Origin of the sequence: Agromyces allii (assembly GCF_009749385.1) — a bacterium.
Taxonomy (GTDB): domain Bacteria; phylum Actinomycetota; class Actinomycetes; order Actinomycetales; family Microbacteriaceae; genus Agromyces; species Agromyces allii.
The window spans coordinates 347,138-373,439 of sequence record NZ_WBIN01000003.1; the positions used below are offsets into that span (position 1 = coordinate 347,138).

Consider the following 26,302-nt stretch of genomic DNA (forward strand, 5'->3'; position numbering starts at 1 on the left):
AATGGGGTGCACATGAAGGGCAAGGTCCTCTTCGTCGTCGGGCTCGGTGTGGGGTACGTGCTCGGCACGCGCGCCGGCCGCGAGCGCTACGAGCAGATCAAAGACGCCGCCGAGAGCGTGTGGAACACGCCCACCGTGCAGAAGGGCGTCGATTCGGCGAAGGACTTCGCGAAGGCGCGCGTCGGCAACGTCAGCGACGCCGTGCTCGACCAGGTGAAGTCGTTCATCGGCAACGCCACCAAGGCCTCCGGCGCCTCCAAGCAGGACGTGCGCTCCACGGCCCGCTCCGCGAAGGACGGCGTCTCGAAGGCGGCCTCGGCGGCCCGCGACGCCGTCGACGACGCCGCGTCCAAGATCGACGACGTCATCGACGAGGCGGCCAAGACCGCAGCGGCCTCGGCCGAGCCGGCCGCGAAGCCCGCGCGCAAGCCCGCCGCGAAGCCGCGCTCGACGAAGTCCGCGTCCTAGGCCGGAGCGATCATGCCCGCACCCACGAACGACGAACGTTCGCTGTTCCAGATCATCGGCGAACTCCCCGAGACGGTCTCCACGCTCGTGCGCGCCGAGATCGACCAGGTCAAAGCCGAGATCTCGTACAAGCTCAAGCACTTCGGCATCGGCGCGGGTCTCGTCGCCGGAGCCGCCGTGGTCGGCGTCTTCCTGCTCTTCACGCTCATCACGGCCGCGATCTTCGCCTTCGCGCTGATCATGCCCGCGTGGGCCGCGGCGCTGACGGTCGGCGGCATCCTGCTGGTCGTCATCGCGGTGCTCCTCTGGATCGCGTACGTCAACTTCAAGCGCGGCAGCGAGCCGCTCGAATCCGTCGAGAGCCTGAAGGCCGATCTCGACGCACTGAAGGGAACGGGTGACTATGACCGCCGCTGACGCTCCCAAGACCTCGAAGCGCACCGAGAAGGAGCGCGAGCGCAACCTCACCCGGGTGCAGGCGCGCGTCGCCTCCGAGCGTGCACGCGCCGATTTCGCAGAGACGCTGAACGCACTCGAAGACAAGCTCAACCTGCCCAAGCAGGCCAGGCGCAAGGGCCGCCAGCTCCGGGCCAGGATCGATCGCATGGCCGACGAGGCGCCGGGCACGCTGGTCGCCGTCGCGGCCGGAGCGATCACGGTCATCGGCGTCGGCATCTGGCTCATCGTGCGCGCGTCGACCTCCGACGACTGACCGACGCCTCGCGCGAGTGGTCGGTCGAACGGCTGAACGGGTGAACGGGTGAACGGGGCATGAGCCGAGCGGATGCCGCGGCCGACGACGAGCGCAACGCGACCGCCGTCGAACGGGTCGCCGACGCCGTGCGCGACGACATCCTGAGCGGGCGTCTCGCCGCGGGCGAGCCGCTGCGCGAAGAGGCGGCCGCGGCGCGCTACGCCGTCTCGCGCCACACGGTGCGTGCGGCGTTCCAGCGCCTCGCGGCCGAGCGCCTCGCCGTCGCCGAGCCGTACCGGGGCGTGCGGGTCGCGGCGTTCGATCGCGACGAGATCCTCGCGCTGCAGCAGCTGCGCACCGCGCTCGAGGCCGAGGCGATCCGCATCGCGCGCGATCGCTACGGCGCCGTCTGGCCCGACGAGGTGCTCGCTCCGGCGCGAGCCGCGCTCGGACGGTTCGCCGCCTGCGCCGACTGGCTCGAGGCCGAGCGCGTGCACCTCGAGCTGCACCGGGCGCTCGTCGCGACATCCGAGAGCCCCCGCATCATCGAGGCGCACGCCGCGATCGGCAGCGAGATCCTGCTGTTCCTGCTGCACGTGCGACCGCACTACACGCTCGAGACCCTGGTCGTCGAGCACCGGGCGCTCATCGAAGACGTGCAGTCGCGCGGGCCCGACGCGGTCCGCGAGCATCTCGGGCACTCGATGGCGCTGCTCCTCGAGCGGCAGCGCGACTAGGGCGCGACCCGGGCGGCTTTTTTGGCCGATCGCCCTGAAAGGGGGAGACTAGGACCATGTCATCCCCCGCTGCCGAAGCGGCAGCCGACGCGCTCCAGACCGAATCCGACGCCGAGCAGTCTCCTGCGGGTTACACGGTGTTCGCGGTGCTCCGCCGCGATCCCGCACGCCCCGACGACCTCGACGGCCACGACGTTCCGCGCTTCGTCGCCGAACTCGACGGCACGATCGCCCTCGTCGAAGAGGAGGGCGTCACCGTTCGCGGCATCTACGACGTCTCCGGCCTCCGCGCCGACGCCGACGTCATGCTGTGGCTGCACGGCGACACCGCCGAGGGGCTGCAGTGGGCGCTGCGCGAACTGCGCCGCTCACGGCTGCTGCGTGCGCTGCTGCCGACGTGGAACGCCATGGGCGTGCACCGCGACGCGGAGTTCAACAAGGCGCACGTGCCCGGGTTCCTGCGCGGCATCGAGCCGAAGGACTGGCTCACGGTCTACCCGTTCGTGCGCAGCTACGAGTGGTACCTGCTCGACCCGGCCGAGCGCGGGCGCATGCTCGCCGAGCACGGCCGCAAGGGTGCCGCATTCAAGGGCGTCATCGCGAACACAGTCTCCTCGTTCGCGCTCGGAGACTACGAGTGGCTGCTGCCCCTCGAGGCCGACGAGCTCACCGACCTGGTCGACCTCATGCGCGACCTGCGCGCCACCGATGCGCGCCGCCACGTGCGCGAAGAGGTGCCGTTCTACACCGGCCGACGCATCTCGACCGCCGAACTCGTGGAGGTGCTGCAGTAGTGGCCGCCGTCAACCTCGGTTCGACCGGTGCGGATGCCGCGGGCGCGACCCGCGGCCGCAAGCCGTCGCCCGCGACATCCGCCCCCTGCGCGGCCGGTGCGATGGTGCCCGGCGCGACTCCCGCAGCCCGGAGCGGTGCGGAGCACGTGACCGAACCCGTCGCCTACGACGCGATCCTCCTGGCCGGCTTCGGCGGGCCCGAGGGTCAAGACGACGTGATCCCGTTCCTCCGCAACGTCACGAGCGGGCGCGGCATCCCCGACGAGCGCCTCGAAGAGGTCGCGCACCACTACCGGCACTTCGGCGGCATCAGCCCCATCAACGAGCAGAACCGGGTGCTGAAGGCCGCGCTCGAGGCCGAGCTCGCGAGCCGCGGCATCGACCTGCCCGTGCTGTGGGGCAACCGCAACTGGGACCCCTACCTCAACGACGCGCTCGGCGAGGCGAAGACCGCCGGGTACTCGAAGCTCATCGCGATCGCGACGAGCGCGTACAGCTCGTACTCGAGCTGCCGCCAGTACCGCGAGGACTTCGCCGACGCCCTCGAGGACACGCAGCTCGGCGACGTCATCGAGATCGACAAGGTGCGCCAGTTCTTCGACCACCCCGGCTTCGTCACGCCGTTCACCGAGGGCGTCCGCGACGGCATCGCGGGCCTGCTCGCGAGCGACCCCGAGCTCGCCAGGGGCGACATCGAGGTGCTGTTCGCGACGCACTCGATTCCGTCGACGGATGCTGCGAAGTCCGGCCCCGCCGAGCGCGGCTTCGGCGAGGGCGGCGCGTACGCGGCCCAGCACCGGGCCGTCGCCGAGGTCGTCATGCGCGACGCCGGCGCGACCGACGTGCCGTGGCAGCTCGTGTACCAGTCCCGCTCCGGCCCGCCCTCGATGCCGTGGCTCGAGCCCGACATCAACGACGCGATCGCCGAACTTCCGGCCCTCGGCCGCAAGGCGGTCGTGATCGTGCCGCTCGGCTTCGTGAGCGACCACATGGAAGTGCTGTGGGACCTCGACAACGAGGCGCTCGAGACCGCGGGCGAGCATGGACTCGCGGCCGTCCGCGTTCCGACGCCCGGCACGCATCCCGCCTACGTCGCCGGCCTCGTCGACCTCGTGCTCGAGCGCGTCAACGGCACCCCGGTCGCCGAGCGCCCGGCCGTCACCGAGCTCGGCCCCTGGTACGACGTCTGCCGCCCCGGCTGCTGCGAGAACGTGCGCCTCGGATTCCGCCCGGCCCTCGCGGGGATCGCACCATGAGCGGCGTGATCCGGGTCGGCACCCGGGCGAGCGCCCTCGCGATGGCCCAGACGAAGCAGATCGCCGAACGACTCGGCACGGCCGCCAAGGCCGAGATCGAGCTCGTGCCCGTCACGACCGAGGGCGACACCTCGCGTGCTTCGCTCGCCTCGCTCGGCGGCACCGGCGTCTTCGTCACGGCCCTGCGCGACGCGCTGCTCGCCGACCGGTGCGACGTCGTCGTGCACTCCATGAAGGACCTGCCGACCGCCGAGCACGACGGGCTCCGCCTCGGCGCGGTGCCCAAGCGCGCCGACGCCCGCGACGCCCTCTGCGCGCGCGACGGGCTCACGCTCGCCGAGCTGCCGCAGGGCGCCCGGGTCGGCACCGGCTCGCCGCGCCGCATCGCGCAGCTGCTCGCCGTTCGCCCCGACCTCGAGGTGCTCGACATCCGGGGCAACGTCGACACGCGACTCGGCAAGGTCGAGTCCGGCGAGCTCGACGCCGTTCTGCTCGCCGCCGCCGGCCTCGGCCGCCTCGGGCGCTCCGACGCCGCGACCGAACTGCTCTCGCTCGACGAGTGGCCCACGGCCGCAGCCCAGGGTGCGCTCGCGATCGAGGTGCGCCGCGAACGCGGCGATCGTTCGCTCGAGCTGGCGCTCGAAGCCGTCGACCACCGTTCCACGCGCGCAATGGCACTCGCCGAACGCCTCGTGCTGGCCGGCCTCGAGGCCGGATGCGCGGCGCCCGTGGGCGTCACCGCGTTCCTCGAGGACGAACTTCTGTTCCTCAGCGCGAGCGTGTACAGTGCCGACGGGGCCCGGCGCATCACCAGCTCGCATGCCGCGACCCCCGAGAGTCGCTCGGCCGCCGATCTGGCGGAGGCGGCTCGCGATGTCGCCGATCGCGCCGTCGCAGAACTCCTCGGCAACGGTGCCGCTGAACTGGCTGCTGCTGCTCCGGAGGTATCGTGACCGAATTCGAACCCGTCACCGGGGCCATCGGGCTGCCCTCCCACAGCGGAAAGCCGCTGGCCGGGTGGCGTGTGCTCGTGCCCCGTGGCGGGCCGTGGGGCGACGGCGTCGCCGGGGCGCTCCGGGCCCGTGGCGCGACCCCGATCATCGCCCCGCTCATCAACTTCGCGCCGACCGACGACCACCCCGCGCTCGAGGCCGCACTCGCGAAGCTCGCCGCCGGCGGCTTCGACTGGCTGACCATCACGAGCGCCACCACCGTCGACGTGCTGTCGTCGTACCACGCCGTCATTCCGGAGACCACGAGGGTCGCCGCCGTCGGTGAGACGACCGCGGCCGCTCTCGTGGCCGCCGGATACCAGGCCGACATCGTCCCGTCCGAAGACAACTCGGCCAAGGGCCTGCTCGAGGAGTGGGACGCCGCGACCGGGGGCGCCAAGGGCCTCCGCGTGCTCGCGCTGCGCTCGGCGATCGCCAAGCAGGTGCTGTCGATCGGCCTCTCCGACGCCGGGCACACCGTCGAGGCCGTCGTCGCCTACCGCACGGTCGGCGTGCCGGTCGCGCAGAAGGTCGTCGACGACGTGCGCGGCGGGCGAGTCAACGCCGTGCTCGTGACCTCGGGCAGTGTCGCGGAACAGGTGCAGGAGCAGCTCGGCCCGATCCCCGAGTCGATCCTCGTCGCGGCCATCGGCCCGCAGACCCGGCACGACGCCGCCGAGCTCGGCCTCCGGGTCGACGTCGTCGCCCGCGAGCGCAGCGCCGAGTCCCTCATCGAAGCGGTCGTCGAGGCGGCCACGGCGCACGCCTGAGCGGTCCAGCCACTCGCACGTCGCGGTCGAGCTCGCTGGGGCCGGCCGCGGTCGTCAGGCGGGTGCCGACGTGTCGCCCGCCTTGGCGACGATGCCGCGCATGACCGACCAGTAGCCGACGGGCGCGAGGCGCGTGACGAGGTCGGTGAGCCGGGCGTCGCGCCCGATGAACACGCGCGGACGACGGCGCTCGATGCCCTCGACGATGCGTTCGGCGGCCTGCGCGGCGGTCGTGCGGTACAGCGCCGACTGCGCGCTCGCGGCGCGGGCGGCGACATCCGAGGGCACGGATGCCGCGACGCGCGCATGGTGGATGATGCCGGTCTGCACGCCGCCGGGGTACACGGCCGACACCGAGACATCCGTCGCCTCGAGCTCGTGCCGCAGGGCGTCGGTGAACCCGCGCACCGCGAACTTCGAGGTCACGTAGGGCACGCGGCCGGCGGGGGCGCCGAGGGCGTAGAGGCTCGCGACGTTCGCGATGTGCGCGGTCGGGCGCTCCCGCAGCGCCGGCAGGAACGCCTGCACCATCGCGACCGTGCCCCAGAGGTTGATGTCGACGACCCAGCGGAACTCCTCGAGCGTCAGCTGCTCGAACCGGCCGAGCATCGAGACGCCCGCGCAGTTCAGCAGAACGTCGACGTGGCCGTGCGCGGCGAGCACCTCGGCGGGCAGGGCGGCGATCGCGTCGAGATCGGAGAGGTCGACCACGTGGGTCGTGACCTGCGGGTGCTCGGATGCCGCGCCTGCGCGCAGCTCGTCGGCGAGGGTCTCGAGGGCGTCGCCGTTGCGGTCGACGAGCGCCAGGCGGGCGCCGCGGGCGGCCAGGAGCCGTGCGGACTCGAGTCCCATGCCGCTGGCCGCACCGGTCACGACGGCGACGGCGCCCCGGAGGTCGAGGCGGGGACGGCGTGCGCGTCGGGCGGCCGTGGGGGAGCGGTGCATCTGAGTCCTCCTGCGGCCGCGGCATCCGTCGCCCGACTCGCGCGGGCGAAGCTATCACGTGCTCTCGGAACCCTCGCAATCGCGGCGACGTAGGCTGTTCGGGTGACTTCCACGCCCGTTCCCCGCATCCGCCCGCGGCGCCTCCGCGAGACCCCGGCCCTGCGCCGCCTCGTGTCCGAGACCCGCCTCGATCCGGCCGAGCTCGTGCTGCCGATGTTCGTGCGCGAGGGCGCGACCTCGCCGCTGCCGATCGCGTCGATGCCGGGCGTCGTGCAGCACACGCTCGAGAGTCTTCCGCAGGCGGTGGCCGATGCCGCGGCCGCGGGTGTCGGCGGCGTGATGCTGTTCGGCGTGCCAGAGGTGCGCGACGCCCGGGGGTCGGGTGCGACCGATCCCGACGGCATCCTGAACGTGGCGACGCGCATCGCGGTCGAGGCGGCTGCGGGCTCGCTCGTGGTGCAGACCGACCTCTGCCTCGACGAGTTCACCGATCACGGCCACTGCGGCGTGCTCGACGACCGCGGCCGCGTCGACAACGACGCCACGCTCGAGCGGTACGTCGCCATGGCGCTCGAGCAGGCCCGCGCGGGCTCCGAGCTGCTGGGCCTCTCGGGCATGATGGACGGCCAGGTCGCGGCGGTGCGCGACGCGCTCGACGCGGGCGGGCACACCGACACCGTGCTCATGGCGTACTCGGCGAAGTACGCATCGGCGTTCTACGGCCCGTTCCGCGACGCGGTCGAGTCGACGCTCGAGGGCGACCGCCGTTCGTACCAGCTCGATCCGGGGAACCGTCGTGAGGGGTTGCGCGAGGCGCTGCTCGACATCGAGGAGGGCGCCGACATCGTCATGGTCAAGCCCGCGGGCAGCTATCTCGACGTGCTGGCCGACGTGGCCGCGGCATCCGACGTTCCCGTCTGGGCGTACCAGGTGTCGGGGGAGTACGCGATGATCGAGGCCGCCGCGGCCCACGGCTGGATCGACCGCAAGCGCGCCGTCATCGAGTCGGTCCGCTCCATCAAGCGCGCCGGCGCCGACGCCGTGCTCACCTACTGGGCCGTCGAACTGGCCGAATGGATCCGCAAGGGAGACCTGGCATGACCGCCACTGCAACGACCACCGGTGCAACGACCAACGCCGAGTTCTTCGCCCGTGCGCAGGCCGCGATCCCGGGCGGCGTCAACTCGCCTGTGCGCGCCTTCCGCTCGGTGGGCGGCACGCCGCGCTTCCTCGTGTCGGCGAAGGGCGCCTACGTCACCGACGTCGAAGGGCGCGAGTACGTCGACCTCGTGGCGGGCTGGGGTCCGGCGATCCTCGGGCACGCCGACCCCCGTGTGATCGAGGCGGTGACGGATGCCGCGGCCCGCGGTCTCTCGTTCGGCTCGTCCACGCCCGCCGAGACCGAGCTCGCCGAGCTCGTCGAGGCCCGGGTCGCGCCCGTCGAGAAGCTGCGACTCGTGAGCACCGGAACCGAGGCGACCATGAGCGCCATCCGCCTCGCCCGCGGATTCACCGGCCGCGACCTGCTCGTGAAGTTCGCCGGCCACTACCACGGTCACTCCGACGGCCTGCTCGCCGAGGCCGGTTCGGGCCTCGCGACGTTCGCCCTCCCGGGTTCCGCGGGCGTGCCCGCCGACATCGCCGCGCTCACGCTCGTGCTGCCCTACAACGACCTCGACGCCGTGCGCGCGGCCTTCGCCGAGCACGGCGACCGCATCGCGGCCGTGATCTTCGAGGCGGCGGCGGCGAACATGGGCGTCGTGCAGCCCTCGCACCGCTTCAACGCGGAGCTCGTCGAGATCGCGCACGCGCACGGCGCGCTCGCGATCAGCGACGAGGTGCTCACGGGCTTCCGCGTCTCGGCGGCCGGATGGTGGGGCCTCGAGCAGGGCGAGACGGCGTACACCCCCGACCTCCTGACGTTCGGCAAGGTCATCGGCGGCGGCATGCCGGTCGCCGCGCTCGGCGGTCGCGCCGACGTCATGGACCACCTCGCGCCGCTCGGCCCCGTGTACCAGGCGGGCACGCTCTCGGGCAATCCGGTCGCGGTCGCCGCGGGCGTCGCCACGCTCAGGGCAGCGGATGCCGAGGTCTACCGCACCCTGAACACGGCGGCCGCTCGGGTGGCGGGCGAGGTCTCGCTCGCGCTCGACAACGCCGGCGTGCCGCACGCGGTGCAGGCCGCGGGCAACCTGTTCAGCTTCGTGTTCGGCGACAAGTTCGTCGGCACGGGTGCGCAAGACTACGCGTCCGTGCAGCGCCAGGAGGCCTACCGGTACGCGCCGTTCTTCCACTCGATGCTCGAGCAGGGCGTCTCGCTGCCGCCGAGCGTGTTCGAGGCCTGGTTCGTCACGGCAGCTCACGACGACGCGGCGATCGACCGCATCGTCGCTGCGCTGCCCGCAGCGGCGCGCGCCGCGGCATCCGCCCGCCCTGCCTGACGGTCGGGTGGCCTGACCGAACCGCGACCTCGCTCGCGACGCGGCGGCGTCTAGTCTTCTGCCTGTGCCTGCATCCATGAACGCCCCGATGAGGGCTCTGCGAGTCAGAACGACGCATGCGATCGCGACGTCCCTGCGCCGACGCGATCAGGGCGGCAACTGACGTGCGCGGGTCGAAGTCGGCCTGGGTGGTCAGCGCCACGGTCGGCGGGCTGTGGCTCCTCGTCGTGGTGCTCGCGGCGGGCGTCTCGCTGACGCCCTTCTCGCGCGTGCAGCAGGCCGTGCTGCCCGCGGGGGTGACGCCGTACCTCTGGTCGTGGGCGCCGCCGTGGCCGGCCCTGCTGCCGATCGCCGGCGCCGTGGCCGTGGCCCTCGTGCATGCCGCGATCCTGCGGATCGTGCCCGTGCGGGCGCCGTTCGCCGCGACATGGTTGGCCACGGTGGCCGCGGGTGGGGTGGCCGGGCTGACGATCGACGCCGTGCTCGTGTTCGGCAGCCTCGTCACGAACGGCTGGGCGATGTGGGCGCTCGACCTGGGCTCGCGCGCCGCGGTCGGCGCCTACTGGGGCCTGCTGTACGGGTGGATTCCCGCGCTCGTGGCCGTGCGCCTGGAGCGACGGGACGCCGTGGCGGAGGCATCCCAGGCAGACGAACCGGCCGTCGTGCGACGCGGTGCGCCGGTGGTCGTCGCAGCGATCGCCCTCGCGAGCCTGGTGCTGCTCGGTGCCGCGCAGGTGCTCGGCGGCGAGGCGACCCAGGCGCAGTTGCGTGCGGAGGAGCTGGCGAGCGAGCCCGCTCCGGTCGATGGCGCGGCGCGACCCGATCGGGACGCTGAGGGCGACCCGGTGCCCGAACGGGTCGATGGCGACGGGGTGACGGGCGAAGACGGCTGCACGCCCGAGCGTGCCATGGTGCTCGTCGGCGACGTCGACGGAGCGACGGGTCATCGTGCACTCCGATTCGAGCTGATGAACTTCTCGGAGGAGCCATGTGTCGTGGAGGGCTACCCCGACATCGCGTTCGCCGACCAGAACGACCACCTGCTCGACGCCACGATCGCGCCTGGCAGCTCGTTCATGGCCGCCGACCCGGGACCGATGCGCGTCGAGATTCCCGCAGGAGGCTCGGCGGTCGCCTACGTCGGGTGGGACGCCAACCCGACGCAGGGCGCACTGGTGGCGCGGACGGTCTGGGTCGCCGCGCTCGCGGGCGAGACCCGCGGTTCCAAGCCCATCCAGAGCGATGTGATCGAGGGTTCGCGAGTGGAGGTCACGGCTTGGGCGCTGCCGGGGGCCGACGCGCCGACGCCCTGAGGTTCGACCGTCAGTCCTGAGCCGCGAGGACCGTCTTGCGCATCACGGTCTTGCTCTTGCCGATGTGGCGCTCGAACGTGAATCCCGCCTTCTCGAACATCGCCCTCGTGCCGTTGTGGAGGAACGAGGACGACGTCTTCTTGCCCGGGACGAGCTCGTTGGGGAACGAGACGACCTCGCCTCCACCGGCCTGCGCGATGAGCTCGAGCGCGCCATCGAGCGCCTCTCGTGCGACACCGGACCGTCGGTGGTCGCGGTCGACGAAGAAGCAGGTGATGCGCCACGGTGCCGGGGAGGTCTCGCCGGCGTCGTACTGCTTGCGGTGGTAGATGTTCGGCAGTTCGACCGGACTGCCGTACTCGCACCACGCGATCGCGTCGTCGCCGTCGAAGACGAGGGCGGCATGCGCGACGCCCTCCGCCACGAGTCGCTGCTTGAACGTCGGCCGGTCGACCTCGTCTTTGGCGGTGTGCTCCGTGTCGTCGTGGAAGTACGAGCAGTAGCACCCGCCCCAGACCCCGTTGTGCTTCTGCGCGAGCGCCAGCCAGGCCGGGAAGGTCTCGGGGGTGAGCGGCTTGATCACGTGCTCATCGGTCACGGCTGTCTCCTCGCCTCGGTGCCGCCAGTCTGCCGACTGCCTCCGACTCCTGACAAGGCCGGCACGGCCGCCGTGGTGCTCGCCCTGACCCTGGCTTGCTGACAGGCTGGACGCGTGGACGAACTGATCATCCTGGGCGTGATCGCCTTCGTGGTGATCGCGGGCGCGACCCTGCTCGGCCCGCGCCTCGGCATCGCATCGCCGCTGGTGCTCGTCGCGGTCGGCATCGGCGCGAGCTTCCTGCCCATGTTCGAGTCGATCGAGATCGACCCCGAGCTGATCCTCCAGGGCGTGCTGCCGCTGCTGCTCTACTCGTCGGCGGTCTCGATGCCGACGATGAACTTCCGGCGCGAGTTCGGAGCCATCAGCGGACTCTCGGTGCTGCTCGTGATCGCGAGCTCGCTGGTGCTCGGCGTGTTCTTCATGCTCGTCATCCCCGATCTGGGGTTCGCCTGGGGCGTCGCGCTCGGCGCGATCATCAGCCCGACGGATGCGGTCGCGACCTCGATCATCAAGCAGACGCCGGTCTCGAAGCGCGTCGTGTCGATGCTCGACGGCGAGAGCCTGCTCAACGACGCGAGCGCCCTCGTCGTACTGCGCACCGCGATCGTGGCGGTGGCGGCGTCGTTCTCGTTCTGGGGTGCGGCCGGGACGTTCCTCTACTCCGTCGCCGTCGCCGCCGCGATCGGCGGACTGGTCGGCTGGTTGAACCTGGCCGTGCGTCGCCGGGTCACGAATCCTGCGGTCAACACCGTGCTCTCGTTCACGGTGCCGTTCATCGCGTCGGTGCCCGCTGAACTCCTCGAGGCCTCGGGCCTGGTCGCGGCGGTGGTCGCCGGGCTCGTCACCGGAATCCGGGCGCCACGCGAGTTGTCGCCGCAGAACCGCCTGTCGGATTCGCAGAACTGGCGCACGGTCGAGCTCGTGCTCGAGGGAGTGGTCTTCCTGACGATGGGCCTGCAGATCCAGGGGATCGTCGCCGACCTGCAGCGCGACCATGCCGGTGTGCTCCCCGCAGTGCTCGTCGCTGCCGGAGCGCTCGCCATCACGATCCTGGTGCGGGCCGCCTACGTCGCGCCGCTGCTCAGGAGCCTCGGGCGCCGACATCGCCGATCGGCGGCGATGCAGCCCAGACTCGAGGGCCTGCAGGAGAAGCTGGCCACGCCGGAGGGCGAGCAGGAGATCCTCGAGCGCGGAGGCCAGCGGGGGCGGCGGGGGCGGGGGCGCACGACCAGTCGGGACCTCGACCGGTTCCGGCGCCGGGTCACCCAGTCCCTCGGCGACATCGAGTACTTCCGGAGGCAGCCGCTCGGCTGGCGCGAGGGCGTGATCGTGGTGTGGGCGGGCATGCGGGGCGCCGTGACCGTCGCTGCGGCGCAGACGCTGCCCGTCGAGACGCCCCAACGCCCGTTGCTCGTGTTCGTGGCGTTCGCCGTGGCGGTGCTCTCGCTGCTGGTGCAGGGCGGCACGATCGGGCCGCTCGTGCAGCGCATCGCGCCGAAGGCCGACCCTGCCGAGCGGCGAGCGGAGATGCAGGCGGAGCACACGGGGCTGATGCAGATCCTGCGCGACAGCGCGGAGCAGTTCGAGCGGCCGACGCCGTCCGCCGACCAGCCGCGAGACGAGGCGTTCCTCGCCGAGCGGAGATACCGGCTCGAGGTGATCGCCGCGCAGCGGGCGGCGCTCCTCGACGCCCGAGACAACGGCACGTTCGACGCCGACGTGCTCGCCGACGAACTGGCGAACCTCGACGCGGCGCAGATCGCGCTCGAGATGCGCGCCAAGACGGCCGACTGACGGCCCGACGGATGCCGTGGCATCCGCTCGACCGTCGCGCAGCCCTCGCGGGCCGGTAACCGAGATCAACGGTTACTGGAGGAAACCGGCGCGAAACCGTTACCGCCTTGTGGAGCGTCGACCGCCCCCGTGTCGGCGGACTCGGGCAGGATGGAAGGCATGGCCCAGCTCCGAGTGCACCCCGACCGCATCGAGGTTCACCTCACGCCGGCCGAGAAGTCGCTCTCGCTGCGCTCCGCCGACATCGTGGTGCAGCGCGACGACATCCGTTCGGCCACGATCACCGACGACCCCTGGGTCTGGATCCGGGGCATCCGCACGCGCGGCAGCGTCGTGCCGCTCGTCGTCGCCGTCGGCGCCTGGAAGTACCACGGCGGGCTCGACTTCGTCGTCGTCAAGGGCAAGCGCCAGGCCGTCGTGCTCGAGCTCGCGGCCGGCGAGTTCGCCCGCCTCATCCTCAGCACGAACCACGCCGCAACGCTCATCGACCGGCTGAAGCTCGGCGAGACGCCCGGCGACGCCGAATAGCCGGGCACCCGGCACGCCTCGTGCCGAGTCACGGATTCGGCCGGAGAGCGGGCTCCGCTTAGGATGATCGGCGGATGCCGCGACCGCCCAGTCGGCGCATCCGATGACTCGAGACGAACGACCGGTCTGCCGGTGCGTCGACGTACGCCGGCAGAAGGGGACAGGTCGTGCCGAAACGTCTGCCGTCAACACCACCCGTGCTGGCCGGTTACAACTACGTGCGCCCGCTCGGCACCGGCGGATTCGCCGACGTGTTCCTCTACGAACAAGACCTGCCGCGCCGCGTCACCGCCGTCAAGGTGCTGCTCGCCGACGTCATCGACCCCGAGGCCCGACGCACGTTCACGCTCGAGGCCGATGCCATGGCCCGACTCAGCGCGCACCCGTCGATCGTGACGATCCACCAGGCCTCGATCGCCTCCGACGGGCGGCCGTACCTCGTCATGGAGTACTGCCCCGAGTCGCTCGGCGCGCGGGTGAAGCGCGGACCGATGCCGGCGGGCGAGGTGCTCGACATCGGCGTGCGCATGGCCGGCGCCCTCGAGACCGCGCACCGCTCTGGCCTGCTGCACCGCGACATCAAGCCCTCGAACCTGCTCGTCAACTCGCTCGGCGCGCCCGTGCTCGCCGACTTCGGCATCGCCGGCTCCATCAGCGACGACGGCACGAGCGACACGCTCGCCATGTCGGTGCCGTGGAGCGCACCCGAAGTGCTCGGCGAACGCACGAACGGCACCGTCGCGACCGAGGTCTGGAGCCTCGGCGCGACGCTCTACACGCTCCTCGCCGGCCACAGCCCGTTCGAGGTCGCCGACCGCAGCCGCAACACCGTCGACCAGCTCTCGCGACGCGTGCTCGGCGCGAAGTACACGCCGCTCGCTCCACGCGGAGTGCCGTCGCGCATCGACACGGTGCTGTCGGCCGCCATGCAGCGCGACCCCGCCCGTCGCTACCGGTCGATGGCCGAGTTCGGCGAGCAGCTGCGCTGGGCCCAGTACGAGCTCGGCGTCTCGCCCACCAGCCTCGAGGTCGCCTCGCCCGAGTGGGCGGCCGCGGCCCCCATCGACTTCTCGGATGCCTCGCGCCGCGGGCCCGTCGTCACGACGGTCGACCCCGACTCGCGCCGCGCAGGTCGCGCGGCCGCGGTCGCGACGGCCCGACCCGCCGGCCGCGTGGTCGACGCCGGCGGACTCGCACCCGCACGAGCACGCAGCGGCTGGCTGAAGCCCGTCGCGATCGGCGTCGGCTCCGCACTGGCGGTGCTCGCCGCCGCAGCCGCGGCCCTGTTCGCCACGGGCGCGCTGTGACGGCGCGTCGCCCCGCGCGTCGCGGGGCGGTCATCGCCTCGGTCGCCGCCGTGGCCGCGGTCGCGACCGTCGTGACGCTCGCGGTCACCGCGAACGGCTACGAGGCGCAGGAGGTGCCCAGACTCGAGACCTCCGTCTGGGTGACCCGCGACACCGGGCAGTACGCGCGCGTGAACACCGACCTCGCCGAGATCGACCTCGTGCGCGACGTCGACGACCCGAGCACGATCGTGCAGGTCGGCGCCGCGGCATCCGTCTACAACCAGGGGCTCCGGCAGCGCTGGCCCGTCGACGAGACGAACCCCGTCGACCTCGTCGCCGAGGACGGCGGCGGATCGGTGCCGACGCCCACCGGCACGCGCGAGGTCCTCGCCGCCGGCGACTGGATCGCCTACCGCACCGACACCGGAACCGTGCAGGTCGGCCGTGTCGACGGCGACACCGCACCCGTCGACCCCTACGCCGCGCGGCGCAGCGAGGGCGACGACGACGAGACCTACGCGGCCACCGCGATCGGCCTCTCGCCCGAGGGGCTCGTCGCCCTGTACTCGGATCGCGAATCCGCCGTACGCGTGCACGACGCGACGACCGGCCGGTTCACGGGCGACGAGGTCGCGATCGCCGACGCGCCCGCCGCCGACGCCCGCCTCCAGCTGACCTTCGTCGGCGACCGGTGGATCATGCTGGACGCCGCCGAGGGGCGCGCCTGGATCTCGGGGCTCGCCGATCCCGTCGAACTCGACGTCGAAGCCGACGCCGAACTGCAGCAGGGCGCCGGCGCCGCGGCATCCGTCGTCATCGCCGACTCGACCGGACTCGTCGAGCAGCCGCTCGACGGCGCAGCGGCCGAACGCATCGTCGACGCGACCGGAACCCCCGCACGCCCGATCGTCGTCGACGGAGCGATCGCCGCGGCCTGGCTCTCGCTCGACGGGGGCGGCATCTGGACCAGCGCGTCGCAGCAGCTCGTGCCGCTCGACCTGCCCGCAGGCGAGCCGACCGGCGACGGACCGCAGGCCGTCACCCCCGTGCTGCGCGGCAACGGCGACCGCGCCGTGCTCAACGAGACCACGTCGGGCCTCGTCTGGACCGTGCCCGACGGCCGCCTCGTGCCGCTCGAGCAGTGGTCCCTCGACGACGACATCGAGGACCGCGTCGGCACCGAGGAGGTCGAGGACCTCGCCAGGCAGGAACCGCCCGTCGCCGTCGCCGACCGGTTCGGCGTGCGCGCCGGCGCCCAGGTCGAGCTGCCCGTGCTCCTGAACGACCACGATCCGAACTCGAAAGACGTGCTCACGGTCGATCCGGCCTCGATCGCGGGCGGGCTCGCCGACCCCGCATTCGGCGACCTCGTGCTCACCGCGAACGACCAGACACCCGCCGTGCGGGTGCGCGCGACATCCGGATCGACGACCTTCGACTACGCCGCGACCGACGGGTCGGCGAGTTCGGCGCCCGTGGCCGTGACGATGAACGTGGTGCCCGACGACGTGAACACGGCGCCCGTCTGGTGCGGCGTCGACGCGTGCGCGCAGCGCTGGCCGACCCCGCAGCTCATGCCGGGCGGCACGGCGCTCGTCTCGGTGCTGAACGGGTGGGTCGACCCCGAGGGCGACCCGTTCGTGCTCGCCGACGCGCAGCCCGTCGACCCCGCTGCGCCGGTTTCGGTCGTGCCGATGTCCGACGGACGCGTGGCGATCCGCCACACCGACCCGAACGCCGCGACCGAGAAGGTGCAGGTGCGCGTCACCGTCGTCGACGCGTTCGGCGCCGAGGCCGAAGCCACGCTCGACGTGCGCGTCAGCTCGACCGCGGCCCTCGAGGTCTCGCCGGTCGCCGTCACCGCCGGCGCCGGCGAGACGGCGATCGTGCGCATCGCCGACCACGTCAGCGGCGGCTCGGGGTCGATGCGACTGCTCGACGCCGTGCCCACCGCGACCGCCGCGAGCAGCGGCCTCACCGTCGTGCCGAACTCCGCGGGCGGCGAGGTCGAGCTGAGCGCAGGCGAGCCGGGTGCCTACCTCGCGACGTTCACGGTGCAGGACGTCGTGACCCGCGCCGAGCAGACCGCGACGATCCGCGTGACGGTCGCCGCGCCCGGCGCCCCGCTCGCCCTCGCGCCGATGACCGCGTTCGTGCGCGTCGGCGAAGACGCGATGGTCGACGTGCTCGGCGCCGCCCAGAACACGAGCGGCCGCGTGCTCGTGGTCACGAGCGCGGTCTCGACGACCCCCGAGCTCGACGTGGCCGTCGTCGCCCAGTCGCAGGTGCGGGCCACGGGCACGACCCGCGACGGGCAGCCAGGGCTCGTCGGCCGGGCGCGCGTGAGCATCGCCGACGGTGCGGGCGCGACCGCGATCGGCGACCTCAGCGTGTTCCTCGTGTCGCCGTCGGTCGGCCTCAGCCCGATCGCGATGCCCGACACCGTGACGATGCGCGTCGGCGAGCTCATCTCGATCCCCGTCACGGCGAACGACGTCAGCCCCCGCGCCGAACGGCTCGTCGTGCACGCCGAGGTGACCTCCTCGGGCGCCGACGGCGAGCTCGCGTTCGCGGCCGACGACCAGGTGCGCTACCTCGCGCCCTCGAAGCCCGGAACCTACGAGCTCGGGTACGCGGTCGGTCTCGAACAGGCCCCCGACCGCCTCGACCACTCGACGGTCACCGTGACCGTGCTGCCCGAAGGCGCCAACCGCGAGCCCCAGCCGCACCCGCTCGTCGCGCGGGTGCTCAGCGGGCAGAGCGTGCGCATCCCGGTGCCCTCGACCGGCATGGACCCCGACGGCGACCGCACGGTGCTCACGACCGTCACCCAGCCCGAGGCATCGCTCGGCATCGCGACGATCTCGGCCGAGGGCGACGCGATCGTCTACACCGCGCCGGCCGCGGGCACCGGCACGTCGCAGCCCGCCTTCGAGTACACGGTGCGCGACGCGTCGGGCGCGGTCGGCACGGGTTCGGTGCGCGTCGGCGTGCTCACGGCCGCGGTGACGGATGCCGCGCCGGTGACGTTCAGCGACTACGTGCGCGTGCAGCAGGGCGCGGGTTCGCCCGTGACCGTGCAGCCGACCGGCAACGACCTCGACCCCGCGCAGGGCGAGCTGGAGCTCGTGAGCCTCGTGCCGAACGCACCGGAGGGCAGCACCGAGTACGACCGGCTCGCGGCCCTCGTCGACGCGAGCACCTCGCTCGCCGACGACCGCGTCGTGCTGCACCCCGGCGACGTCGCCGGCACGAACTCGTACCGCTACACCGTGAAGTCGGCGCGCACCTCGAGCACGGCCGAGGGCCTCGTCGTCGTCAGTGTGACCGAGGCCGAGTCGCCCGACGCGCCCCTCGTGTCCGACACCGTCGTGACCGCCCGCTCGCGCGGCGACCTGCCCGAGCAGGGGCTCGACGTGGTCGCCGGGCACGTCGTGTGGGCCTCCGGCGACCTCGACGCGCTCGAGGTCGAGCTCTGGAGCGGCGCAGGCGCATCCGGCCGCACGGGCGGATCGGGCGGTGCTGCCGCGTCGACCGACGGCTTCCGGGTGGCGGGCCACCGCATCATCGGGCCGCTCCCCGACGACGGGGGGCTCGTACCGTTCCGCGTGCACGGCGCCGACCGCGCCGGGCGCGAGGTCGAGGCCTTCGGATTCCTCGTGGTGCCCGCGAGCGACGACCTGCGCGTGCAGGTGCGCGCCGGCATCGAGCCGCTCGAGGTCAAGGAGGAGCAGAAGGTCGCGTTCGACGTGCGAGACCTCCTCGACCTGCCCGGCGGCGAACGGGTCGAGGTCGACCCGGGCGGCTATCGCGTGCAGCGGGCCGTGGCCTCCTGCGCCTCGGTCGCGGGCGGCGGCGCCGAGTACTCCGCCGGTCGCGAAGCACCCTGGAGCGACGTCTGCCTCGTGCCGGTCCGGCTCGCCGGCCAGTCCGCGTGGTCGTGGGTCGGCGTGCCGATCGCGATCGTGCCGAAGGACCCTCAGGCGATCCTGTCGGCCGTGAGCCGGACGGTGGCGCCCGGCGCGACCGAGACGGTGCGCCTCTACGACGAGATGACGACCTGGGAGGGCGGGCGCGAGGGCGACCGTTCACGGCTCGACTACACGGTCGACTTCGCGGGCGGGGCGTTCCTCGTGACGCAGGCCGGCGACACCGTCACGTTCGAGGCCCGCGCGGATGCCAGACCGGGCACCCGCGAGACGGTGACCGTGGGCGTCGGCGCGTTCGGCGGCCTCACGTCGGCGATCACGCTGGTCGTCGGCCAGGCGCCCGCCGATGCGCCCCGCGGCGCCGTGTTCGGCGCCCAGTGCTCGGTGGGCCAGGGCGCCTCGTGCACCGTGCAGGTCGTCGGGGTCTCGGGCGAGTACGACCCGTTCGCCGGCAAGACCGGCTCGGGCCTGAAGCTCACGAGCCTGGCCTCCGGCGCGGCGAACTGCCAGGTCGCCGCGGTGCGCGTCGCCGACGACCGGTCGGTCACCGTCACCTGGCCGTCGGGGCAGAACGCCTTCGGCGGCGAGTGCGTGGTGCCGTTCACGGTCGCCGACGCCCAAGGGCGCCCCGGAACGGGCCGCGTGACGGTCGACCTGCTCGGCCTCCCGCAGCCGCCCGCCTCGATCTCGACCGCCGACTACTCCGAGTCCAGCGTGACCCTCGAAGTGTCGCTCGGCGAGGCGATGCGCGCGCACCCGGCGATCTCGGGCATCGAGATCCTCGAGGGCGGGCGCTCGGTCGCGGCCGAGTGCGGGCCGAGCGCACCGGGCACCTGGTGGTGCCGCGTCTCGAACCTCGTGCCCGGTGAACGCCATGTGTTCGCGGCGCGAGCGGTGAACAGCGTCGGCACCTCGACGACCACGAGCCCGGTGACGACCTGGAGCTATCGGGCCCCGGTCATCGCCGACGTCTCGATCGACCCCGTCTACCGGTCGGGAACCACCTCGCCGTCGACGGGTGTCGCCGAGGTGCGCATCACGGCCGACGCCGATGCGCGCTCCTTCCGCGTGCAGGAGACCGGCCAGGTCATCGAGCGACGCGGCGCAACGACGACGGCCGACCTCGTGCTCCGCCCCGGGCCCCAGACGATCACGCTCGTGCCCGCCAGCATCTTCGAGCCCCCGACCGGGCGAGGCGGCAACGAGGGCGGCGTGGTCGCGAAGCCCGTCACCGTGGCCGGCGCCCCGTCGTTCGACCCGAACCGCATCGGGGCCACGGCGACGACGAACACGTCGCTCTCGATCGACGGCATCGGCACCGGCGGCGTCTCGAACCACAGCAAGCGGCCGACCGAGACCGTGTACTTCGCATGGCGCGACGGCGGCGAGCCGCAGTGCTGGGCCGACGGCGACGGTGCGCTCGCCTACGACGCGCGATCGGCGGTCGTGTCGTCGTCGACGGCGATCTCGGGGCTCGCGCAGTACAAGCAGTACCGGGTCAAGGCGTGCGCCTCGAACGGGTACGGCGTCGTGGCGTCCGGCACGGCCGACGTGTTCCTCTACACGATGGTCGACGCCCCCGCCGGCGAACCGAGCTACGTCGTCTCACCGACCCCGTCCGGCGGCGGCGACGCCTTCAGCTACGCGCTCACCGCACCGACCATGACCCCGCTCGAGGACTTCCGCGTCGAGTACCGGTCGGACCTCACCGGCTGGACCACCGACTTCTCGGCGGCCGTGGGCGAGTGGGCCCATCCGGGCCGGGTGTACGTCAGGCAGTGCTACGACCGCGGCCGCTCCTACTGCTCGAACGAGCTGCCCGTCGCGGCGGTGACGGCGCCCGCACCGGTCTCGGTCTCCTTCGCGACTGGATGCCTCGCGGCTCCGGCCGACACTGCGGCCGTCACGCTCTTCGAGGTCGGCGCGAGCGTGTCGGCGGCGGCTGCGGGCTCCGCGGTGATCCGCAACTGGACGGTGCCCGACCCCGTTGCCGCACCGCTCGCCGTCACCTACGACCTCGTGTTCACCGGGGAGTTCGACGACCTCGCGCCCATTCCACGGACGGCGGAGCTCTGTCCGCCGCCCGAGCCGACGGACCCGCCGACCGGCACCCCGACGGACCCGCCGACAGGGCCGTGACGCCCGCCCGCGGCATCCGCCCGCCCTCGAATCACCGAACCCCCTGAAGACTCCCCAGCACCGCCCCCGAGAGGACCACCGACCGTGACGATCGCACCCGAGCAAGCCGCCTGGTTCGCCGAGACGTTCTCGCTCATCGCCGACAACGTCGAGCAGGCCGTGCTCGGCAAGCGCCACGTCGTCGAACTCGTGCTCGCGACGGCCGTGAGCGGCGGGCACGTGCTGCTCGAAGACGCGCCGGGCACCGGCAAGACGGCGCTCGCGCGTGCCATCGCCGAGACGATCCACGGCACCTCGTCGCGCGTGCAGTTCACGCCCGACCTGCTGCCGGGCGACATCACCGGCATCACCGTCTACGACCAGAAAGCCGGGCGGTTCGAGTTCCACGCGGGGCCCGTGTTCGCGAACGTCGTGCTCGCCGACGAGATCAACCGCGCGAGCCCCAAGACGCAGTCGGCGCTGCTCGAGGTCATGGAGGAGGGCAACGTCACGATCGACGGCGTCACGCGCCCGGTCGGCAACCCGTTCCTCGTGATCGCCACGCAGAACCCGATCGAGCAGGGCGGCACCTACCGGCTGCCGGAGGCGCAGCTCGACCGCTTCTCGATCAAGACGTCGATCGGCTACCCCGACGAGGCCTCGACCATGCGCATCCTCCAGGCCGTCGGCGCGCCCAAGCCGAAGCTCGAGGCGATCGTCGGCACCGACACGATCGTCGCGATGACCGAGCTCTCGCGCAGCGTCTACGTCAACCCGATCGTGTCGGACTACATCATGCGCATCGTCGACGCGACGCGTCGCGCGAGCGAGGTGCGCCTCGGCGTCAGCGTGCGCGGGGCGATCGCGCTCTCGAAGCTCGCCATGACCTGGGCGGCCGCGGCCGGCCGCACCTATGCGACCCCCGACGACGTGCGCAGCCTCGCCGTCGCCGCGCTCTCACACCGCCTCGTGCTCGAGCCCGAGGCCGAGTTCGACGGCGTCACGGCGGTCGCCGTCGTCAACCAGATCCTGCTCGACGTGGTCGCTCCCCGGGAGAACGGGGTGGCGTGACCGAGTCCAGCCCGCTCCTCCGCGAACCCGCGACGACCGACACGGTCACCTCGACCCGTGGCCACACCGTCACGAGGCTCGCGCACACGCGCCGTGGCCGCGTCGCCTCGGGCATCGCACAGGCGCGCCGCGGCGTGCGCTCGGCGGTCGGCGTGCTCGTCGGCGCCCGGAACTGGGTGCGCGAGACCGTGTCGCCCGCTGGGCTGCTGCTCGTCGCGATCGCGATCGGCGGCACGGCGGCGGGAGCGGCGTTCGGGTGGTTCGAGGCGTGGGTGGTCGCGGCGATGTCGGCGAGCCTGCTGCTCGTCTGCGTGCCGTTCCTGCTCGGGGCGCACGACTACCGGGTGCGGCTCGACCTCGATCGCGACCGGGTCGTCGCGGGGTCCGAGATCCAGGGCACGCTCGACCTCGTCAACCGCGGCTCGCGGCCGTCGATGCCGAGCGTGGTCGACATCCCGGTGGGCCGTGGGCTCATCGAGGCGCACATCCCGCTGCTGCGCGGCGGCGCGCACCACGAGGAGCGGCTCGTCATCGCCGCGCAGCGTCGCGGCGTCATCGACGTCGGCCCGATGACCGTCTCGCGCGGCGACCCCCTTCGGGTTCTGCGGCGCGAGATGCGCTGGCCCGAGGTGCAGCGCGTGCACGTGCACCCCGTGACGGTGGCGCTGCCGCCGTCGAGCGCCGGGCTCATCCGCGACCTCGAGGGGGCGCCGTCGACCGCGCTCGTCGACGCCGACCTGTCGTTCCACGCGGTGCGCGAGTACGTTCCCGGCGACTCGCAGCGGCACGTGCACTGGAAGTCCACGGCCCGCACCGGGAAGCTCATGGTGCGCCAGTACGAGGAGTCCAGGCACGCCCGCATCGCGGTGCTGCTCGACCTCGACCTCGACGGCTACTCCGACGACGACGAGTTCGAGACGGCCGTGAGCGCCGCCGCCTCGCTCGGCGTGCAGGGCGTGCGCGAGGGCCGCGACGTGCTCGTCGGCGTCAGCTCCGAGCTCGACACCGCCGACCGCGGAGCCGTGCAGGCGATGCGCTCGCTCCCGACGGTGACGCCGCGCGCACTCCTCGACGGCGTCTCGGCGCTGCAGGGCGGGTCGGCAGCGGGGGCGGGTGCTCGCGTCATCCGCCTCGAATCGGTGGCGACGCTCGTCGCGCAGTCGTTCGGCGACCTCTCGATCGCGTTCCTCGTGACGGGGTCGCTCGTGACGCTCGAGCGCCTCCGGCGTGCGGCGATCACGCTGCCGCCCGGCATCACCGTGGTGGCGGTGCGCGTCGACCCCGAGGCCGAGCCCACGGCCCGGCACTCCCGCGAGCTCACCGTGCTCACGCTGGGGCGCCTCGACGACCTCGCCCAGCTGCTCGCCCGCGGAGCCGTGCGATGAGCGCGCCGCAGTCGGGCGCCGCGTCCCGCGCACGCGACGTGCTCGGCATCGCCTACGTCGTCGTCGCGGGGCTGCTCGCGACCGTCGCGGCCTGGCCCGTGTACGAATCGCTGCGGATGCCGGTGGTCGCCGCGGTCGGCATGCTCGCCGGCCTCGGGCTGGCGTGGGCGGCACGCCGACTGCCGGTCGGCGGAGTCGCGCGCGCCCTGCTGCTCGTTCCCGCGACGGCCGTGGTGTTCGCGTTGATCGTCGTGCCGGTCGCGATCCCGAGCGCCATCGGGGCGCCGGGAGTCTGGCTCGCCGGCATCCGCGACGGGTTCGTGGGCGTCGTCGTCGGCTGGAAGCAGCTGCTCACGCTCGCGCTGCCGCTCGGCGAGTACCAGGCCGTGCTCGTGCCGTTCCTGCTCGTCATGCTCGTGGGCACGCTCGTGGCGGCCATGCTCGTCGTTCCCGACCGCAAGGCGTCGCCGTTCGCGGTCGTCGTGGGGCTCGGCATGTCGGGCTTCGGGTTGGCATTCGGGTCGAGCGCCCTCGGCGATCCGCTCGTGGTCGGACCGGTGGCGGTGCCCGCACCCCGCGAGCTCGTGGTCGCGGTCGGCGGACTCGTCGCCGCGCTCGCCTGGCTGCTGCTGCGTTCGCGGTCGATCCGCGCGGTCGCGCTGCGCCGGGCCTCGGCCGACACCGTGCAGCGATCGAGCCTGACCGGCTGGTCGGCGTTCCGTCGTCGCTCGCTCGCGACCGCGCTGGTGCTCGTCGCGCTCGTCGTGGGCGCCGCGGTGACGCCGGCCGCGGCGGGCTTCGCGCAGCGCGAGGCGTTGCGCGACCGCATCGACCCCGAGGTCGTGCTGCGGCAGACCTCGACGCCGCTCGCGAGCTATCGGGCGGCCTTCGCCGGCGACCGGGTCGACGAGCCGTGGCTCTCGCTCGACGGCGACACGACCGGGGTCGAGCGCCTGCGCCTGGCGACCCTCGACACCTACGACGGCGAGACGTTCCACGTGGGTGCCGGCGAGGGGGCCGCCGACGCTGCCGCCTCGCGCTTCAGCCGACTGCCGCGCGCCGCCGTTCGCGCGCCCGGCGACGTCGAGTTCTCGGTCTCGGTCGAGCCCGGGTACGCCGGCATCTGGGTGCCCGCGCCGCAGGGCCTGCGCGCCGCGCCCGACTTCACGGGCGACCGGGCCGCCGTGCTCGACGACGGGTTCCACCGCTCGGGCGACGGGGCGACCTCGATCGACATCGCCGCGGTGCGCTCGGCGGCAACCGGCGGCGCCTCGGACGAGGCGGCGACCGCGGGAGCTTCGGCGACGGATGCCGCTGCGCCGGCGTCGTCGGCGACCCGCGGGCTCGCGGCCGGCGACGAGTACCGCCTCGTCGCGGCGCCCGACCGGGAGGCCGACCTCGACGAGCCGGGCGCGACGCCGCTGCTCGACGCCGAGGACTACCCGGCGCTCGCCGCGTGGATCGAGCTCCAGGAGCAGCCCGACAGCTCGGCCGGATTCCTCGAGCTCGTGCGTCGCCTGCGCGACCGCGGCTATCTCAGCCACGCGGCCGTCGACGGCCCCGACGCCGCCGGATGGATCGCCGGCCTCGGCGGCGGCTACACGTTCATCCCGAGCTACTCCGGCCACTCGAAGGCGCGCATCGAGGCGCTGTTCACGCAGCTCGTCGACCAGCAGCGGCTCGCCGGCCCCGAGGCATCCGATGCCGCCCTCGTCGCGGGCGTCGGCGACGACGAGCAGTTCGCGGTCGCGGTCGCGCTGCTCGCCCGGGCGCTCGGCTACGAGTCGCGCGTGGTGCTCGGCTTCCGCCTCGACGGCGCCGAAGCCGTGCCCGGCGTCGCGGCCTGCGCCGACGTCTGCACGGGCGGGGCCCTCACGGTCTGGACCGAGGTCGCGGGTTCGTCGGGCGCCGGCGCCGCGGCATCCGCCGTCTGGACGCCGATCGACGCGACCCCGCAGTTCGAGGTCGCGCCCAGCCTGATCCGCCAGGGCGAGCAGCTGCCCGAGCACCCGACGACGCCCGACCGCCCCGAGACGGCGACCATCGACCCGCCGTCGGCGCAGAGCGAGTCGAGCGACGCCGACGCCGCTCCCGCCGGCGACGACGCGGCGGCCCCGCTCGCGCTCGCGGGCTGGGTGCGGTGGACCGCGCTCGGCGTCTCGGCGCTCGCGCTCCTGCTGCTGCCCGTGCTCGTGCTGCTCGCCGCGAAGGGAGTGCGCTCGCGCCGTCGGCGGCGCGAGGCCGATCCTGAGGTGCGCATCGTCGGCGCATGGGACGACCTGGTCGACCTGTACGCCGACCACGGCGTGGTCTCGGCCGAACTCGGCACCCGTGCCGGCACGGCTCGGGCCGCAGGCCGCCGCGCCGCGACCGAACTCGCCGGTATGGTCGAGCGAGCCGTGTTCGCCGGAGACCCGCCCCGATCCGACGACGCGGACGCCGCGTGGGCGATCGTCGACGCCGAGCGGGCCGAGCTCGCAGCCGGTGCGGGCCTCAAGGGCCGCCTGTCGGCCAGGCTCTCGTTCGCCTCGCTCGTCAGGACCGCCATGCCCGGCCGGCCGGACTCCGCCCGCACCGCCCCGATCAGCCTCACCCCAGCCAGCGCCGCACTCGAGGAGCCCGCCCGATGACCCCAGCAGATGCCCAGCAGCTCGCCGCCGTCACCCTGACGATGTTCGCCGTCTCGTTCGCGATCGGCGCCGGCGTCTACGTCTGGTACTCCGTGATGCTCGCGAAGGTGTTCGCGCACGCCGGGCTGGCCCCGTGGTCGGCCTGGGTGCCCGTGTACAGCCAGATGCAGGTGTTCCGCCTCGGCGGCCAGAACCCGTGGCTCGCCCTGCTGCTCGTGGTGCCGATCGTGCAGGTCGCCGGCCTGTTCTTCCAGATCCTCGCGCTGCACCGCATCAGCGGGCAGTACTGGCGCGGCGTCGGCACGACCGTGCTCGGCGTGCTGCTGCCCCCGGTCTGGGCGACGGTGCTCGCGGTCGGGCCGTCGCCCGATCCCGAGCGCGGGCGGATGCCGGTGCGCGGCGCCTCGACGGGCACGATCCCGCCCGTGGCTCCCGGCGCCCCGCGCGAGGCGGCGCTGGCCGCCGTCACGGCCGGGTGGCCGGCTCCCGGCGGCCCTGCCGGCCCTGGCGCGCCCGGATCGTCGGATCTCGGCGCGCTCGCCGCCCC

At 73.2% G+C, this 26,302-nt stretch carries 21 protein-coding genes; 19 read left to right on the forward strand and 2 right to left on the reverse strand.

Going from position 1 to position 26,302, the window contains the following annotated elements; translation table 11 throughout:
- The first annotated feature begins 12 nt into the window (after nucleotides 1-12).
- The 8 genes from GQR16_RS06250 to GQR16_RS06285 all read left to right on the forward strand — a co-directional run bounded on the left by GQR16_RS06250 (nucleotide 13) and on the right by GQR16_RS06285 (nucleotide 5,711).
- A complete protein-coding gene (locus GQR16_RS06250) occupies nucleotides 13-468 on the forward strand; it encodes a hypothetical protein (RefSeq protein ID WP_157414267.1) in 456 nt (151 codons plus the stop codon).
- 12 nt (nucleotides 469-480) lie between these two features.
- A complete protein-coding gene (locus tag GQR16_RS06255; protein WP_157414268.1) occupies nucleotides 481-885 on the forward strand; it encodes a phage holin family protein in 405 nt (134 codons plus the stop codon).
- Nucleotides 872-1,180 carry a DUF3618 domain-containing protein gene (locus GQR16_RS06260; RefSeq protein ID WP_157414269.1) on the forward strand — a complete coding sequence of 103 codons (309 nt, stop codon included), beginning with the start codon at nucleotides 872-874 and terminating at the stop codon, nucleotides 1,178-1,180. The genes GQR16_RS06255 and GQR16_RS06260 overlap by 14 nt, the downstream gene beginning before the upstream one ends.
- Before the next feature lie 59 nt (nucleotides 1,181-1,239).
- Nucleotides 1,240-1,899 carry a GntR family transcriptional regulator gene (locus GQR16_RS06265; RefSeq protein ID WP_157414270.1) on the forward strand — a complete coding sequence of 220 codons (660 nt, stop codon included), beginning with the start codon at nucleotides 1,240-1,242 and terminating at the stop codon, nucleotides 1,897-1,899.
- A gap of 56 nt (nucleotides 1,900-1,955) precedes the next feature.
- Entirely contained in the window at nucleotides 1,956-2,693 is a 738-nt protein-coding gene (hemQ, locus tag GQR16_RS06270; RefSeq protein ID WP_157414271.1) for a hydrogen peroxide-dependent heme synthase, read from the forward strand.
- A gap of 101 nt (nucleotides 2,694-2,794) precedes the next feature.
- Nucleotides 2,795-3,949, forward strand: a complete 1,155-nt coding sequence (locus GQR16_RS06275; protein WP_157414322.1) for a ferrochelatase — start codon at nucleotides 2,795-2,797, stop codon at nucleotides 3,947-3,949.
- Nucleotides 3,946-4,902 (forward strand): hydroxymethylbilane synthase, encoded by a 957-nt coding sequence (gene hemC / locus GQR16_RS06280; RefSeq protein ID WP_157414272.1) that lies wholly within the window; start codon nucleotides 3,946-3,948, stop codon nucleotides 4,900-4,902. Before GQR16_RS06275 ends, hemC begins: the two co-directional genes overlap by 4 nt.
- A complete protein-coding gene (locus GQR16_RS06285) occupies nucleotides 4,899-5,711 on the forward strand; it encodes a uroporphyrinogen-III synthase (protein WP_246200575.1) in 813 nt (270 codons plus the stop codon). The genes hemC and GQR16_RS06285 overlap by 4 nt, the downstream gene beginning before the upstream one ends.
- Before the next feature lie 54 nt (nucleotides 5,712-5,765).
- On the opposite strand, the gene GQR16_RS06290 is transcribed toward GQR16_RS06285, so the two are convergent.
- Complete coding sequence (locus GQR16_RS06290; RefSeq protein ID WP_157414273.1) at nucleotides 5,766-6,656, reverse strand: SDR family NAD(P)-dependent oxidoreductase; 891 nt, start codon at nucleotides 6,654-6,656, stop codon at nucleotides 5,766-5,768.
- A 102-nt stretch (nucleotides 6,657-6,758) separates the two neighbouring features.
- Between GQR16_RS06290 and hemB the strand changes: the two genes are divergently transcribed.
- The 3 genes from hemB (at nucleotide 6,759) to GQR16_RS06305 (ending at nucleotide 10,410) form a co-directional block, all read left to right on the forward strand.
- The gene (hemB, locus tag GQR16_RS06295) at nucleotides 6,759-7,757 is read left to right on the forward strand and encodes a porphobilinogen synthase (RefSeq protein ID WP_211373453.1); all 999 of its coding nucleotides are present in this window, start codon (nucleotides 6,759-6,761) and stop codon (nucleotides 7,755-7,757) included.
- Complete coding sequence (gene hemL, locus GQR16_RS06300; RefSeq protein ID WP_157414274.1) at nucleotides 7,754-9,097, forward strand: glutamate-1-semialdehyde 2,1-aminomutase; 1,344 nt, start codon at nucleotides 7,754-7,756, stop codon at nucleotides 9,095-9,097. The genes hemB and hemL overlap by 4 nt, the downstream gene beginning before the upstream one ends.
- Nucleotides 9,098-9,261: 164 nt before the next feature.
- Nucleotides 9,262-10,410, forward strand: coding sequence for a DUF4232 domain-containing protein (locus GQR16_RS06305; RefSeq protein ID WP_170298428.1), 1,149 nt, complete (start codon nucleotides 9,262-9,264; stop codon nucleotides 10,408-10,410).
- A gap of 10 nt (nucleotides 10,411-10,420) precedes the next feature.
- Here the strand turns inward: GQR16_RS06305 and GQR16_RS06310 are convergent, their stop codons facing one another.
- Nucleotides 10,421-11,008, reverse strand: coding sequence for a GNAT family N-acetyltransferase (locus GQR16_RS06310; protein ID WP_157414276.1), 588 nt, complete (start codon nucleotides 11,006-11,008; stop codon nucleotides 10,421-10,423).
- 114 nt (nucleotides 11,009-11,122) lie between these two features.
- On the opposite strand from GQR16_RS06310, the gene GQR16_RS06315 reads away from it, so the two are divergent.
- From GQR16_RS06315 to GQR16_RS06350, 8 genes are all read left to right on the forward strand, one after another.
- Complete coding sequence (locus GQR16_RS06315; RefSeq protein ID WP_157414277.1) at nucleotides 11,123-12,805, forward strand: cation:proton antiporter; 1,683 nt, start codon at nucleotides 11,123-11,125, stop codon at nucleotides 12,803-12,805.
- A 159-nt stretch (nucleotides 12,806-12,964) separates the two neighbouring features.
- A complete protein-coding gene (locus GQR16_RS06320; RefSeq protein WP_157414278.1) occupies nucleotides 12,965-13,333 on the forward strand; it encodes a hypothetical protein in 369 nt (122 codons plus the stop codon).
- Between the two features lie 167 nt (nucleotides 13,334-13,500).
- Entirely contained in the window at nucleotides 13,501-14,640 is a 1,140-nt protein-coding gene (locus tag GQR16_RS06325) for a serine/threonine-protein kinase (protein WP_157414279.1), read from the forward strand.
- Nucleotides 14,637-20,690 (forward strand): Ig-like domain-containing protein, encoded by a 6,054-nt coding sequence (locus GQR16_RS06330; protein ID WP_157414280.1) that lies wholly within the window; start codon nucleotides 14,637-14,639, stop codon nucleotides 20,688-20,690. The genes GQR16_RS06325 and GQR16_RS06330 overlap by 4 nt, the downstream gene beginning before the upstream one ends.
- 84 nt (nucleotides 20,691-20,774) lie before the next feature.
- The gene (locus GQR16_RS06335; protein WP_157414281.1) at nucleotides 20,775-21,740 is read left to right on the forward strand and encodes an AAA family ATPase; all 966 of its coding nucleotides are present in this window, start codon (nucleotides 20,775-20,777) and stop codon (nucleotides 21,738-21,740) included.
- Nucleotides 21,737-23,125: a DUF58 domain-containing protein gene (locus GQR16_RS06340; protein WP_157414282.1), complete on the forward strand. Its 1,389-nt coding sequence runs from the start codon at nucleotides 21,737-21,739 to the stop codon at nucleotides 23,123-23,125. The genes GQR16_RS06335 and GQR16_RS06340 overlap by 4 nt, the downstream gene beginning before the upstream one ends.
- Nucleotides 23,122-25,755 carry a transglutaminase domain-containing protein gene (locus tag GQR16_RS06345; protein WP_157414283.1) on the forward strand — a complete coding sequence of 878 codons (2,634 nt, stop codon included), beginning with the start codon at nucleotides 23,122-23,124 and terminating at the stop codon, nucleotides 25,753-25,755. Before GQR16_RS06340 ends, GQR16_RS06345 begins: the two co-directional genes overlap by 4 nt.
- Nucleotides 25,752-26,302, forward strand: a 551-nt coding sequence (locus GQR16_RS06350; protein WP_246200576.1) for a DUF5684 domain-containing protein, incomplete at its 3' end; no start/stop codon positions are given. The genes GQR16_RS06345 and GQR16_RS06350, both read left to right, overlap by 4 nt.

What these genes read in the sequence shown, in the direction of transcription:
- GQR16_RS06250 (WP_157414267.1), top strand. Translation starts at nt 13, where the DNA reads ATGAAGGGCAAGGTCCTCTTCGTCGTCGGGCTCGGTGTGGGGTACGTG.
- GQR16_RS06255 (WP_157414268.1), top strand. Translation starts at nt 481, where the DNA reads ATGCCCGCACCCACGAACGACGAACGTTCGCTGTTCCAGATCATCGGC.
- GQR16_RS06260 (WP_157414269.1), top strand. Translation starts at nt 872, where the DNA reads ATGACCGCCGCTGACGCTCCCAAGACCTCGAAGCGCACCGAGAAGGAG.
- GQR16_RS06265 (WP_157414270.1), top strand. Translation starts at nt 1,240, where the DNA reads ATGAGCCGAGCGGATGCCGCGGCCGACGACGAGCGCAACGCGACCGCC.
- hemQ (WP_157414271.1), top strand. Translation starts at nt 1,956, where the DNA reads ATGTCATCCCCCGCTGCCGAAGCGGCAGCCGACGCGCTCCAGACCGAA.
- GQR16_RS06275 (WP_157414322.1), top strand. Translation starts at nt 2,795, where the DNA reads ATGGTGCCCGGCGCGACTCCCGCAGCCCGGAGCGGTGCGGAGCACGTG.
- hemC (WP_157414272.1), top strand. Translation starts at nt 3,946, where the DNA reads ATGAGCGGCGTGATCCGGGTCGGCACCCGGGCGAGCGCCCTCGCGATG.
- GQR16_RS06290 (WP_157414273.1), bottom strand. Translation starts at nt 6,656, where the DNA reads ATGCACCGCTCCCCCACGGCCGCCCGACGCGCACGCCGTCCCCGCCTC.
- hemL (WP_157414274.1), top strand. Translation starts at nt 7,754, where the DNA reads ATGACCGCCACTGCAACGACCACCGGTGCAACGACCAACGCCGAGTTC.
- GQR16_RS06320 (WP_157414278.1), top strand. Translation starts at nt 12,965, where the DNA reads ATGGCCCAGCTCCGAGTGCACCCCGACCGCATCGAGGTTCACCTCACG.
- GQR16_RS06345 (WP_157414283.1), top strand. Translation starts at nt 23,122, where the DNA reads ATGAGCGCGCCGCAGTCGGGCGCCGCGTCCCGCGCACGCGACGTGCTC.